We start from the raw sequence: 11,149 nt of genomic DNA, 5'->3' as shown, positions 1-11,149 counted from the left end.
CGAGGCGGGCTTGGATGGCCGCGTCCGTAGGAAGAAGCCGATATGATGCCGGGCAGACCACCGTCGGCACAAGCTTGTGTTGACGGCCCTTTTAGGCTTCGTAGGGGGTAAATGCGCGCATGTCGACCATCCGTCCGGTGTTCTACGTTTCCGATGGAACCGGTATCACCGCTGAAACCATTGGGCATAGCCTGCTGACCCAGTTCTCCGGGTTCAGCTTCATTACCGACCGGATGTCATTTGTCGATGACCCCGAAAAAGCCCGGGAAGCGTGTGCCCGGATCCAGGCGGCGGGGGAGCGGTACCAGGTCCGGCCGATCGTGGTGAACTCCTGCGTGGACCAGAGCCTGAGCGTGATCCTGTCCGAAAGCGGGGCGCTGATGCTGGATGTGTTCGCCCCGTTCATCGAGCCGCTGGAGCGCGAACTGTCCAGCTCGCGCCTGAACCGGGTCGGCCAGGCCCACGGCATGGTCGACTTCGACACCTACCACCGGCGCATCAACGCGATGAACTTCGCGCTGACCCATGACGATGGCATCGCGGTGAATTACGACGACGCCGACGTGATCCTAGTGGCGGTGTCGCGGGCGGGCAAGACGCCCACCTGCATCTACCTGGCCCTGCATTACGGGGTGCGCGCGGCCAACTACCCGTTGACCGACGAGGATCTGGAGAGCGACCGCCTGCCGCCACGGCTGCGCAACTACCGACGCAAGCTGTTCGGCCTGACCATCGACCCGGACCGCCTGCAGCAGATCCGCCAGGAGCGCCGGCCCAATTCGCGCTACGCCAACCTGGACACCTGCAAGCGCGAGGTGGCCGCAGCGGAGGTCATGTTCCAGATGGAACGCATCCCGACCCTCAGCACCACCCATACCTCGATCGAGGAGATCTCCAGCAAGGTGCTGGGTACGCTGGGATTGCAGCGCGAGCTGTATTGATCCTTTCCCTCGCGCCGCGCTGCCGCCCAGCGGCCGGCACTACCAATGGGCGCTTCAACTGCGCCCTGTAGAGCCGAGCCTATGCTCGGCTGGGCCACCGGGTTCTGGCCGAAGAGCAGCCGAGCATGGGCTCGGCTCTACAGGGGTGATCGCCGTTGGCGGCTTGGCTGCGGGTTGAACTGTCCCCACGTTGAAGGGCCAACGTGTAGGATCAACCCATGGCCCGAGCATTGCCCCGTACCGAGCGCATTCCCCGCCTGAGCCGGCTGAGCTGGCTGATGGGGCTGTACGCGGAGAATTACCGCCACCTGGTGCGCCTGTTCGCGCCGGCCGAGCTGGTGGCGGGAAGCTACGTCTCCTCGGTAGGTGACGGCCTGGACGTGCGCCTGGATGTGATCGAGTGCCACCGCTACACGGTGGAGCTGCGCCTGACCTACGACCTGGCCGACCCGGTGACCGGTGAACCTGACCCATCGGCCTTCGTCCGTCTGTACCGGGACGCGCGCCAGGCCGAGACCACCCACTGCTACGTCGGCCGCCGCTGGCAGGACACGATGGGCCTGTACCCGCCGCCGGCCGAACTGATCAGCCATCGCATGCGGATGAACACCTTCCTCGGCAAATGGCTGGAATACCTGGCCGAACGCGGCCATGGCGTGGCTACCCTGCGCCTTGACCCTGACGGCAACACCGTGGGTGCCGGCGATCGTCGCCTGTCGCTGGTGCGTTGATCGGCCATAATCCACGGCTGACCCGCCGCCGGATTCGCACATGCCGTATACCCCGATCGTCGCCACCCTGGGCTATGTGCTCTCGCCCGATCGTCGCCAGGTGCTGATGATCCATCGCAATACCCGGCCGGGTGACCACCACCTGGGCAAGTACAACGGCCTGGGCGGCAAGGTCGAGCCCACCGAGGACGTGGCCGCCGGCATGCGCCGTGAGATCGCAGAGGAAGCCGGCATCGACTGCACCGCCATGCGCCTGCGCGGCACCATCAGCTGGCCGGGTTTCGGCAAGCATGGCGAAGACTGGTTCGGTTTCGTGTTCGTCATCGACAGCTTCGAGGGTGCCCCGCACGGCGGCAACCACGAAGGCACCCTGGAGTGGGTGGACGTGGACAAGCTGGACACGCTGCCCATGTGGGAGGGCGACCGCAACTTCCTGCCGCTGGTGTTCGATGCCGATCCGCGCCCGTTCCACGGGGTGATGCCTTACCGGGATGGACGCATGCAGAGCTGGTCCTTCAGCCGTCTTTGACGCGGTGAGCAGATCAGATTGAAGGCTGATCCTGATCGCTTGATTGAGCACCGGCCTTGCCCGGCATGCTCATGGATGTGATGGTTAATTAATACCCGGGCAATATTTGACGTCATTAAATTACCCGGGTAATATTTACGCATCCTCACTGATGCCATTGTCATGCAAGCATCCCGACTCGCCCCTTTCAGCTGTTTCGACGGCCATCGCCTGGTCGTCTCTGGTACGCCGGAAGCGGCCGCAATGGCACTCAAGCAGTTGCGCGCGGACAACGCGCCCGGTCCACTACTGGTATTCGACAACGCCACCGGCCGTACCCACGATTTCGATACTCGTGGCAGTGATGCGCAGCTGCTGGTGCGTATTGCCAAGGCGTTTCCAGCGCCAGTCGAAGTGGATGAGGGCCCCCTGGTCGATGACGCGTCCGTCGTCCCGCGTGGCCGCGGACGTCCCAAGCTGGGTGTGATCGCCCGCGAGGTGACTCTGCTGCCTCGTCACTGGGCATGGCTGGCCGAACAGCCGGGCGGTGCCTCGGTGGTGCTGCGCCGGCTGGTGGAAGCGGCCAGCCGCGCCGGTGCGGACAAGGACCGCACGCGCCGCTACACCGAGCGCGCCTATCACTTCCTGCAGGCCATCGCCGGTGACCTGCCGGGCTTCGAAGAGGTCATCCGCGTGCTGTTCGCGCATGATCGCGCCGGGCTTGAGGCAGCGCTGCAGTCCTGGCCAGCGGATGTGCGCAGCCACGCCCTGTGCCTTGCCTTCGATGACGCTGCGGACGGCGACGACTGAATCACCGCGCGGCGCGTGATTCAGTCGTCCTGATCGCGGGCTGCGCACCATCCCCTGTGTGCTTCCTTTGCTGGCGGAGATGCCGGGCAGGGCGGCGCCTTGCCCATGGAATCCCATGAACTCTGCTTCCAACCCGATGTCCCCGGCGATGACGCCACCGCTGTGGCGCAGCTACCTGGCCCTGCTGTTGCCGATGCTGCTGACCAATGCGTTGCAGCTGGCCGCAGGCACGCTCGACAACATCTACCTTGGCCATCTGCTGGGAACGCAGGCGGTAGCCGCCGCCGCCGCGTTCTTCCCCGTCTTCTTCCTGCTGCTGGCATTGGTGATGGGCCTGGCGACCGGGGCCATGGTGCTGATCGGACAGGCGTGGGGTAGTGGCAGGCCGCAACAGGCGCAGGCTGTCGCTGGCAGCGCGGTGGCCCTGGTGGTGATGTTGTCGGCGCTGGTGATGGCGGTGGGTGGCATCTTCGCGCCCCAACTGCTTGTGGCACTGGGAACACCAGCGCCGATCCTGGTCGAGGCCATCGTCTATGCGCGGATCGTGCTGTTGGGTGCGCCGGTCTTTTTCCTGCTGTGGCTGGCCACCGCCGTCAGTCGTGCAGTGGGAGATGCGAAGACGCCGCTGCATGCCCTGTTGCTGGCTACCGTGGTCGGCCTGTTGTGCACACCGCTGTTGATCCTGGGCTGGGCCGGCCTGCCGAAGCTGGGGGCCGCCAGTGCGGCCTTGTCGGCAGTGTTCGCCTCAGCGCTGGCGCTGGGCTGGTTGCTGTGGCGCTGGCATTGCGTCGGTCATCCGCTCGCTCCAGGCCGGGAGCTGCTCGGTGCCATTCGTTTCGATGGGGCGCTGGTGCGTTCGATGCTGCGCATTGGTGCGCCATCTTCCCTGCAGATGCTCAGTCTGGCCATTGCCGAGATCGTGCTGCTGGGCTGGATCAACAACCATGGCTACCAAGCGACCGCCGCGTATGGTGCGGTCAACCAGTTGATGAGCTGGGTGCAGCTGCCGGCCATGTCGCTCGGAATCACCGCCACCATCCTCGCCGCCCACGCGATGGGCGCGGGTCGGGCGACGCGGCTGCCGGAGATCGCCCGCACCGGTGTGCTGCTGGGCCTGGGTCTGTTGACGCTTGTGGTGGCTCTGGCAGTCGGGTTGGCGCCGTGGCTGGCTGGGCTGATCCTGGATGCGCCGGCGGTGCGGGAACTGGCGGCCCAGCAGTTGCGCACGGTTGTGTGGGGCGTGCTGGCGATGGGAATCAGCGCGGTGCTGGTCGGGGTGATGCGCGGCAGCGGCTTCGTGCTGCTGCCGGCGCTGGCGGGAGTAGCCGCTGTCCTGCTGCTGGAGCTGCCGTTGGCGACGTGGCTGCAGGCGCGGCATGGCTTGGCTGGGCTGTGGTGGGCCTGGCCGCTGGGGTTGCTGGCGATGCTGTTGCTGCAGCTGCTTTGCTTCTTCGGCTGGAGGCGCCGGCTTGCTGTTCGAGCCTGAGCCAGAGCACATGCGGAGCGGGGCGGGGCCTGTGACGTTCCTGCATTCCGCTATCGCCCAAGCGTCAGCAGAGCAGTCTTTTGCAGTTCAAGTGGCCGGCCCTACCGGCGGCGCGCCAGCAGCAGGTGGAAGTGCTTTTCCCGCTGCTGGCCGTCATTGCCGGTTGTGCATTCGCGATGCGAGCGCCATGCCGTGACGCTGAAGCCGGACACCCGCAGCGCCAGCTCCACGGCATCCAGCTCATGCAGTTCGAAGTCGGCGGCGAAGGGCAGGCTGCGCATGAATCCAGCATCGCCGAAGGCCAGGCATAGCCGGCCGCCGCGATGCAGCACCCGCGCCAGTTCATCCAGCACGGGGGCCAGGTTCGGCCAGAAGTACAGGGTGTTGACCGCCAGCGCAGCATCGACGCAGGCATCCGCCAAGGGCAGGGCATGGGCATCGCCCTCGCGCAGCGCGGCACGCCCGGCAAGGCCGCTGGCGGCAAGATGCTGGTTGCCGGCGTCGACCATGGCACGGGACAGCTCGACGCCCACGTAGCAACTGCCGCTGGCCTGCAGCAGCAGCGGCGCGAAGGCGGCGTTGCCTGGGCCGATCTCCAGCACCTGCTCTCCGGGAGCGACGGCCAGCAACGCGATTGCTGCCTGGTTGAGGGCGCCGTTGCTGCGGTTCATCGATTCGCCCACGGCCAGCGCGGCCTCGCCATGGGGCTGCCGCAACTGCGCGGCCAGGGTGCGTGCATCCAGCATCAACATCGTCCGTCGGTAAGGAGTCGGACGTGGCGGCGGCGGGTCCGCCGCAGACCATAGCGCCAGCCGATCGGCTTGGGAAGTAGGGAAACCCCGGCTTGAGGTGATCAGGAAATGTCCAGCGTCGCAGTCGGTGAGAGCCACTTGCCCACAGGGGGTGTGGATTACGCGTGGGCAACTTTGTGGATAAGCACTGGCAGGCGCCACCCCCCTAGGCTGTCAAGATGGGTGGCGAAAAATTCACCGCCGGTGAGGATCGGTGAGTGACGGGTGAAGGGCGGGGTCAGCCCACGCTGTTGCCGGTGGCGGCGCTCGCGGTACCCTGTGGGCCTTGATGCCCCGTGAGACTTCATGAAACGTCACTTCTCGATGCTGCGCGAGTTCCATCTGGCGGACTGGTTCACCCTCGCCAACGCTTTCTGCGGCACCGGCGCGGTGTTTGCCGCGATGCGTTTCCTGCAGGATGGCGAGCGCGGCTATCTGCTGTTCGGCATGGCGCTGATCCCGCTGGCTTTCATTTTCGATGCACTGGACGGCCGCATCGCGCGCTGGCGCAAGTCCAGTTCGACCCTGGGCCGCGAGCTCGACTCCCTGTCGGACGTGATTTCCTTCGGTGTCGCACCCGCAGCGCTGGCCTATGCCTGTGGCATGCAGGGCGGCTGGGACTGGCTGGTGCTGAGCTACTTCGTCTGCTGCGGCGTCAGCCGCCTGGCCCGTTACAACGTGACCGCCGAGGCGATGAGCGGTGACGAAGGCAAGGTGAAGTACTTCGAGGGAACACCGATCCCCACCAGCCTGGCGCTGGTGATCGTGCTGGCGATCGCCGCCGGCACCGATGCCATCGGCCACGACCTGTGGCTGGGCCAGTGGCAGATCGGCCCCTGGCAGCTGCATCCGTTGGTGCTGCTGTTCGCGCTGTCCGGGTCGCTGATGATCAGCAAGACCCTGCGCATTCCCAAGCCATGACCCAGCCCTGCGGAGGAGCGCGATGACCAGCTCGGCCAACGACGCCGGCAGCAGCGATTTCGAGAACCTGGCCCGGCAGTACTTCGGTGCCTGGGGCGATGCCCTGCGCCACGCGACTGTGCAGGGGGCCCCCGCCGGTGACGACCCGGGCAGTTGGAAGCACCTGTTCGACTGGTGGGGTCAACTGCTGCCCGAGACCGGGGCGGCAGCGCCGGAAGAGGCCGTGCGTCGGTTCCGCGAACAGGCTGGCAGCTGGTACGGCACCATGCAGGAAGTGGCTGCACGCTTTGCCGGCCGCGATGCCAGCAGTGCCGAGGTTGCCCAGGCCTGGCGTGAAGCGGTAAAGGGTCAGGGCGACGGCATGCTGCAGTGGATGCTGCAGGGCGCCCGTGGCAGCACCCATGCCGGCGCTGCTCCGCCCGAGTTCGCGGCGTGGTTCCAGCAGTTGCAGACGCTGGCCGGTCCTTGGCTGCAGAGCCCGGCGTTCGGGCCCGGCCGCGAGCACCAGGCGCGGTGGCAGGCCCTGCTGCGCGCGCAGGAGGAGTACCAGCATCACTCGCAGGCCTATGTCGAGCAGATCAAGCAGGCGCTGGAAGAAGCGTTCGACCTGTTCGAGCAGCGCCTGGCCGAGCATGAGCAGCCCGGCAGCCAGCTGACCAGCGCACGGGCGATGTTCGATCTGTGGATCGAAGTGGCCGAGGAGGCCTACGCCAAGGTCGCCATGTCGGCACCTTTCCAGCAGATCTACGCGGCGCTGGGCAATGCGCAGATGCGCCTGCGCGCGGGGCTGCAACGCGAGGTGGAACAGATGAGTGAACGCATCGGCCTGCCGACCCGAACCGAGATGGATGCCGCCCACCGTCGCATCGCCGAGCTCGAGCGTACTCTGCGCCGGCTGCAGGCACAGGTAGCGGTGCTTGCCGGTACCGACGCGGTCGATCCGGTAGCCCAGCCGGCGCCTGCCAAGGTGAAGCCCGTCGCGCGCAAGCCTGCCGCGAAGAAGGCACCAGCGAAGAAGGCTGCCGCGAAGAATGTGCCAGCGAAGAAGGCGCCAGCGAAGAAGGCCACCTCCCGCACCACCACGCGGAAGTCGTAAGCCATGAAAGGACCGCTGGGCTTCAATGCCGATGACCTGATGCAGGAGACCCTGGCCATGCAGCGCAAGCTGATGGAAGGGTTGAAGCTGTTGCCGCAGGTGGAGGATGTCGACTATGGCGCCACCGCCCGCGAGGAAGTCTGGCGCGATGGCAAGGTGGTGCTGTATCGCTTCGTCGGCGAGAACGCACCGGTCCGGCGCACGCCGCTGCTGATCGTGTACGCGCTGGTGAACCGCCCATACATGGTCGACCTGCAGGCCGATCGCTCACTGGTGCAGAAGCTGCTGGCGCTGGGCCAGGACGTGTACGTGCTGGACTGGGGCTATCCGGATCGTTCCGAGCGTTACCAGACGCTTGAGGATTACCTGCTGCGCTACATCGATGGCGCGGTGGATGCGCTGCGCGCGCGCAGCGGTGGCCCGGTCGACATGCTCGGCATCTGCCAGGGCGGCGTGTTCGCGCTGTGCTACGCCGCGCTGCGCCGGCAGAAGCTGGGCAACCTCATCACCATGGTCACCCCGGTCGATTTCCAGACCGCCGACAACATGCTGTCGCACTGGGCGCAGCAGGTGGACGTGGATCTGCTGGTGGACACGCTGGGCAACATCCCGGCCGATCTGATGAATGCCAGCTACCTGATGCTCAAGCCGTTCCGCCTGAACGTGCAGAAGTACGTGGGCCTGCTCGACATCCTCGATGACAAGGCCGCACTGGAAGACTTCCTGCGCATGGAAAAGTGGATCTTCGACTCGCCCGATCTGGCGGGCGAGGCCTTCCGCGAGTTCATCAAGCAGTTCTACCAGGGCAACGGGCTGGTCAACGGCACCGTGCATATCGGTGAGGAGGCGGTGGACCTGGCCAAGGTGACCCTGCCCGTGCTCAACATCTACGCCGAACAGGATCACCTGGTGCCACCGGATGCATCACGTGCGATGCGTGGCCGGCTGGGCACGCAGGACTACACCGAGTCCAGTTTCCGCGGTGGGCACATCGGCATCTACGTCTCCGGCCGCGCGCAGCGCGAAGTGCCGGCGACCATCGACAACTGGCTGAAGGAACGCACGCCATGAAGTATTTCCCCTTGATCGCGCTTGCGCTGGCCCTTGCACCGGGCGTTGCCGGCGCCGCGCCCAGCGCCGATGCGCGCCGCGAGATCACACAGTTGATCGGCAGCCTGGACGGCTCCCAGTGCCAGTTCCAGCGCAATGGCAGCTGGTACGGTCCCGCCGATGCGCGTTCGCACCTGCAGCGCAAGTACGACTACCTGCTGAAGAAGGACATGGTCGACACCGCCGAGCAGTTCATCGAGCGTGCGGCGAGCCAGAGCAGCATGAGTGGCAAGGCGTACCGGATCCGCTGCCCCGGCCAGCCCGAACAGACCTCTGCGGCGTGGTTCGGCGCCCGCCTGCAGGCATTGCGCCAACGCACGCCGTAGACACGGCAGGCGCTACAGTGGCCGCAGCCAGTCAGCCGGGAGACCTCGCCATGAACGCTGTGCCGCGCACCCTGTCGCGCTCGCTGAACGACCGCATGATCGCCGGAGTGATGGGCGGCATCGCCCATCGTTTCGGCTGGAACCCGACCCTGGTACGGGTGCTGTACGTGGTGATTTCGCTGGCATCGGCCGCCTTCCCGGGCATCCTGATCTACCTGTTGCTGTGGCTGCTGATCCCCAACGAGGCCGATTGAACGCCGCGTCCCGGCCCTGGCCGATCTGGCTGCGCGCGCTGCAGGTGCTGGGCGCGCTGTGGACCGTGCCCAATACCCTGATCGGCCTGCTTGGCGGTCTGGCCGGGTTGCTGGGTGGTGCGAAGATGCGCTGGAGCGGTCGTGATTGCGCGGTGGTTTTCGACCATTGGCCATGGGGCCCGGGCGGAGCGATTACCCTCGGCAACGTGATCCTGCACACCGGCTACGACCTGGGCATGTGCTGCCGTACCTATGCACATCAGGCGGGGTGGGGCGTGGAGCCGTTGATCCGGCTGGATGATCATGAGCGCGCACACGTGTACCAGTACCTGGTGCTGGGGCCGCTGTACCTGCCGGTGTATCTGCTGTGTGGCGGCGTCAGCGCGCGCAATCCGTTCGAGCGTGCGGCTGATCATTACGCGCGGTTCGGGCATGGCTGGTGGCCATAGTTTCCAGTCAACGGCGCAGCCCCTCGTGGGTGGTCGCGTAGAGCGAATCATGTGATTGGGCCGGGCGGGGTGGGTTCGCGGGACACGCCGTAAACCCATCCCTGGGGGCTCGATGGCGCCATCCATGGCGCCAACGGTCCCGCGAACCCACCCCGCCCGGCTCCTGACAGTTTCCGGGTGCGTCCAGCCACGGAAAAGAAAAAGAACAGCAGAAGCGGGTCGCGCGCTGCGCTTGCTCGTGTAGAGCCGAGTCTGCGCCCGGCTTCGCGGACTGGCCTGAACGCAGCCGAGCGTGGGCTTGGCTCTACAAGAAGCGGCCGGCCAAGCCGCTTTTGCTTTTGATCTTCTTTTTCTTTTCCGTGGGTGGCAGACCGCAGAGATCTGTCAGAGGGCGGGCGGGTTGGGTTCGCGGGGGTGTCCGCGGCATGGATGCCGCGGCCAAGCCTTATCTGATTGGAATCTGGCAACGTAGGTGTCGAGAGCCGGCGTGGGCCGCCGTGTAAGCCTGGATCTCGACGATCGCCTTGGAGCTTGGCGCCCACGCCGGAATCTCCCTTGATCCGCCCGAACAGTTGCTGGAGCTGACACTCGCAGTAATAAGACTGGGCAAGCGGGGGAGCTCTCGACCCTTCCAGACTATACGGAGTCCGGTGATGAACGGGATCGGGATTGATGTCAGCAAGCGCCAACTGGATGTCGGCACGACGGACGGAGAGGTGCTGCAGGTCAGCAATAGCGCTTCGGGTTTCGCTGAATTGGATCTCTGGTTGAGGAAACATCCGGTGAGCCAGATCGTGCTGGAGGCCACTGGAGGCCACTGGAGGCCACTGGGGGCTACGAACAATCAGTACTGAACTTCCTGCACAACGCCGGTCATGCGGTGGTCCGTGCCAACGCGCTGCGGGCTCGCAGGCTGGCCCAGGGAATGGGCCAGGTGGCCAAGACCGACCGTCTGGATGCCTATGCATTGGCGCAGATGGCGGCCTTGGTGAAACTGCCCGCCTATCAGCCACTGGAGCCCTGGCAGCAAAAGCTGCGGGAATTTGTGCGGGCGCGTCGACAGACGATGGAAGCCCTGACCGTAGCGCGCCAGCAGCAGGAGATGGTGACCGATCGTGAGTTGCGCCGACTGCTGCAAGCCAACATCAGCCGCCTGCAGAGGATGGTTGGGCGTTTGGGACAGCAGATTGCCGAGCAGGTTGCCCAGCAACCTCAGCTGGCGGTACTGAAGTCGATGAAAGGCGTGGGCCCTGTCCTGCAGGCGGTATTGGCCAGCTATCTGCCGGAGCTGGGCAAGATCAGCGGCAAGGCCATCGCCAGTCTGGTCGGTGTAGCACCCATGTCCCACGACAGCGGAACCATGCGCGGCAAACGAAGCATCCATGGCGGCAGGGCCGAGATCCGTCAGGTGCTTTACATGGCCAGCATGTCGGCCATGCGGCATGAACCTCGACTGCGCAATTTCTACCAGTCGCTGCGAGCCCGAGGCAAAGAAGGAAAAGTAGCCATCGTGGCGGTGATGCGGAAGATGCTGGTGATTCTCAACGCGCGCATGCGTGACGCTCAAGGCGGATCGATCCCCGCCTGAAGCCAGTCTGCGCGTGCCCCAAAAGGCTGCCGGCCAGCGGCCGGCACTACCGTGCGTGACTGTCGGAGGGGCCGAGGCCCCTCTCTCAACACAGTTGCTCCAGGGACGGATTCACGGCGTCCCCCGCGAACCCAACCC

The 11,149-nt window shown here is 65.7% G+C and carries 12 protein-coding genes and 1 pseudogene; 12 read left to right on the top strand and 1 reads right to left on the bottom strand.

Annotation, left to right across the window (positions count from 1 at the left end; all coding sequences use genetic code 11):
• The first annotated feature begins 119 nt into the window (after nucleotides 1-119).
• The 5 genes from ppsR to AC27VL_RS09490 all read left to right on the top strand — a co-directional run bounded on the left by ppsR (nucleotide 120) and on the right by AC27VL_RS09490 (nucleotide 4,476).
• The gene (ppsR, locus tag AC27VL_RS09510; RefSeq protein ID WP_089236004.1) at nucleotides 120-941 is read left to right on the top strand and encodes a posphoenolpyruvate synthetase regulatory kinase/phosphorylase PpsR; all 822 of its coding nucleotides are present in this window, start codon (nucleotides 120-122) and stop codon (nucleotides 939-941) included.
• A 218-nt stretch (nucleotides 942-1,159) separates the two neighbouring features.
• Nucleotides 1,160-1,672, top strand: a complete 513-nt coding sequence (locus AC27VL_RS09505) for a DUF1249 domain-containing protein (protein WP_100552867.1) — start codon at nucleotides 1,160-1,162, stop codon at nucleotides 1,670-1,672.
• Nucleotides 1,673-1,712: 40 nt separating this feature from the next.
• Nucleotides 1,713-2,201, top strand: coding sequence for an NUDIX hydrolase (locus AC27VL_RS09500; RefSeq protein ID WP_100552866.1), 489 nt, complete (start codon nucleotides 1,713-1,715; stop codon nucleotides 2,199-2,201).
• Nucleotides 2,202-2,363: 162 nt separating this feature from the next.
• On the top strand, nucleotides 2,364-2,990 hold the full coding sequence (locus AC27VL_RS09495; RefSeq protein ID WP_100552865.1) for a DUF2239 family protein: 627 nt from the start codon (nucleotides 2,364-2,366) through the stop codon (nucleotides 2,988-2,990).
• Between the two features lie 115 nt (nucleotides 2,991-3,105).
• Nucleotides 3,106-4,476 carry an MATE family efflux transporter gene (locus AC27VL_RS09490; protein WP_488766115.1) on the top strand — a complete coding sequence of 457 codons (1,371 nt, stop codon included), beginning with the start codon at nucleotides 3,106-3,108 and terminating at the stop codon, nucleotides 4,474-4,476.
• A gap of 101 nt (nucleotides 4,477-4,577) precedes the next feature.
• Here the strand turns inward: AC27VL_RS09490 and AC27VL_RS09485 are convergent, their stop codons facing one another.
• A complete protein-coding gene (locus tag AC27VL_RS09485) occupies nucleotides 4,578-5,228 on the bottom strand; it encodes a class I SAM-dependent methyltransferase (protein WP_100552863.1) in 651 nt (216 codons plus the stop codon).
• A 345-nt stretch (nucleotides 5,229-5,573) separates the two neighbouring features.
• Here AC27VL_RS09485 and AC27VL_RS09480 point away from each other — a divergent pair, with 345 nt between their 5' ends.
• From AC27VL_RS09480 to AC27VL_RS09450, 7 genes and pseudogenes are all read left to right on the top strand, one after another.
• Nucleotides 5,574-6,188 carry a CDP-alcohol phosphatidyltransferase family protein gene (locus AC27VL_RS09480; RefSeq protein WP_025879258.1) on the top strand — a complete coding sequence of 205 codons (615 nt, stop codon included), beginning with the start codon at nucleotides 5,574-5,576 and terminating at the stop codon, nucleotides 6,186-6,188.
• 22 nt (nucleotides 6,189-6,210) lie between these two features.
• Entirely contained in the window at nucleotides 6,211-7,284 is a 1,074-nt protein-coding gene (gene phaE / locus AC27VL_RS09475) for a class III poly(R)-hydroxyalkanoic acid synthase subunit PhaE (RefSeq protein WP_488766113.1), read from the top strand.
• A 3-nt stretch (nucleotides 7,285-7,287) separates the two neighbouring features.
• Nucleotides 7,288-8,355, top strand: coding sequence for a class III poly(R)-hydroxyalkanoic acid synthase subunit PhaC (locus AC27VL_RS09470; RefSeq protein WP_100552861.1), 1,068 nt, complete (start codon nucleotides 7,288-7,290; stop codon nucleotides 8,353-8,355).
• Complete coding sequence (locus AC27VL_RS09465; protein WP_100552860.1) at nucleotides 8,352-8,720, top strand: YfeK family protein; 369 nt, start codon at nucleotides 8,352-8,354, stop codon at nucleotides 8,718-8,720. Before AC27VL_RS09470 ends, AC27VL_RS09465 begins: the two co-directional genes overlap by 4 nt.
• 50 nt (nucleotides 8,721-8,770) lie before the next feature.
• Nucleotides 8,771-8,974, top strand: a complete 204-nt coding sequence (locus AC27VL_RS09460) for a PspC domain-containing protein (RefSeq protein ID WP_089235996.1) — start codon at nucleotides 8,771-8,773, stop codon at nucleotides 8,972-8,974.
• Nucleotides 8,971-9,423, top strand: a complete 453-nt coding sequence (locus tag AC27VL_RS09455) for a hypothetical protein (RefSeq protein ID WP_100552859.1) — start codon at nucleotides 8,971-8,973, stop codon at nucleotides 9,421-9,423. Before AC27VL_RS09460 ends, AC27VL_RS09455 begins: the two co-directional genes overlap by 4 nt.
• Nucleotides 9,424-10,076: 653 nt before the next feature.
• Nucleotides 10,077-11,011, top strand: a pseudogene (locus AC27VL_RS09450) (IS110 family RNA-guided transposase).
• Nucleotides 11,012-11,149 lie beyond the last annotated feature (138 nt).

The organism is Stenotrophomonas sp. 14P6.2.3, assembly GCF_057799055.1.
Note: the sequence above shows the minus strand (reverse complement) of the source record. Positions and strands in the feature narration are given on the sequence as shown.

Bases quoted from the DNA above. Each gene is read 5' to 3' on its own strand.
- ppsR (WP_089236004.1), top strand. From the start codon at position 120: ATGTCGACCATCCGTCCGGTGTTCTACGTTTCCGATGGAACCGGTATC.
- AC27VL_RS09505 (WP_100552867.1), top strand. From the start codon at position 1,160: ATGGCCCGAGCATTGCCCCGTACCGAGCGCATTCCCCGCCTGAGCCGG.
- AC27VL_RS09500 (WP_100552866.1), top strand. From the start codon at position 1,713: ATGCCGTATACCCCGATCGTCGCCACCCTGGGCTATGTGCTCTCGCCC.
- AC27VL_RS09495 (WP_100552865.1), top strand. From the start codon at position 2,364: ATGCAAGCATCCCGACTCGCCCCTTTCAGCTGTTTCGACGGCCATCGC.
- AC27VL_RS09490 (WP_488766115.1), top strand. From the start codon at position 3,106: ATGAACTCTGCTTCCAACCCGATGTCCCCGGCGATGACGCCACCGCTG.
- AC27VL_RS09485 (WP_100552863.1), bottom strand. From the start codon at position 5,228: ATGTTGATGCTGGATGCACGCACCCTGGCCGCGCAGTTGCGGCAGCCC.
- AC27VL_RS09480 (WP_025879258.1), top strand. From the start codon at position 5,574: ATGAAACGTCACTTCTCGATGCTGCGCGAGTTCCATCTGGCGGACTGG.
- phaE (WP_488766113.1), top strand. From the start codon at position 6,211: ATGACCAGCTCGGCCAACGACGCCGGCAGCAGCGATTTCGAGAACCTG.
- AC27VL_RS09470 (WP_100552861.1), top strand. From the start codon at position 7,288: ATGAAAGGACCGCTGGGCTTCAATGCCGATGACCTGATGCAGGAGACC.
- AC27VL_RS09465 (WP_100552860.1), top strand. From the start codon at position 8,352: ATGAAGTATTTCCCCTTGATCGCGCTTGCGCTGGCCCTTGCACCGGGC.
- AC27VL_RS09460 (WP_089235996.1), top strand. From the start codon at position 8,771: ATGAACGCTGTGCCGCGCACCCTGTCGCGCTCGCTGAACGACCGCATG.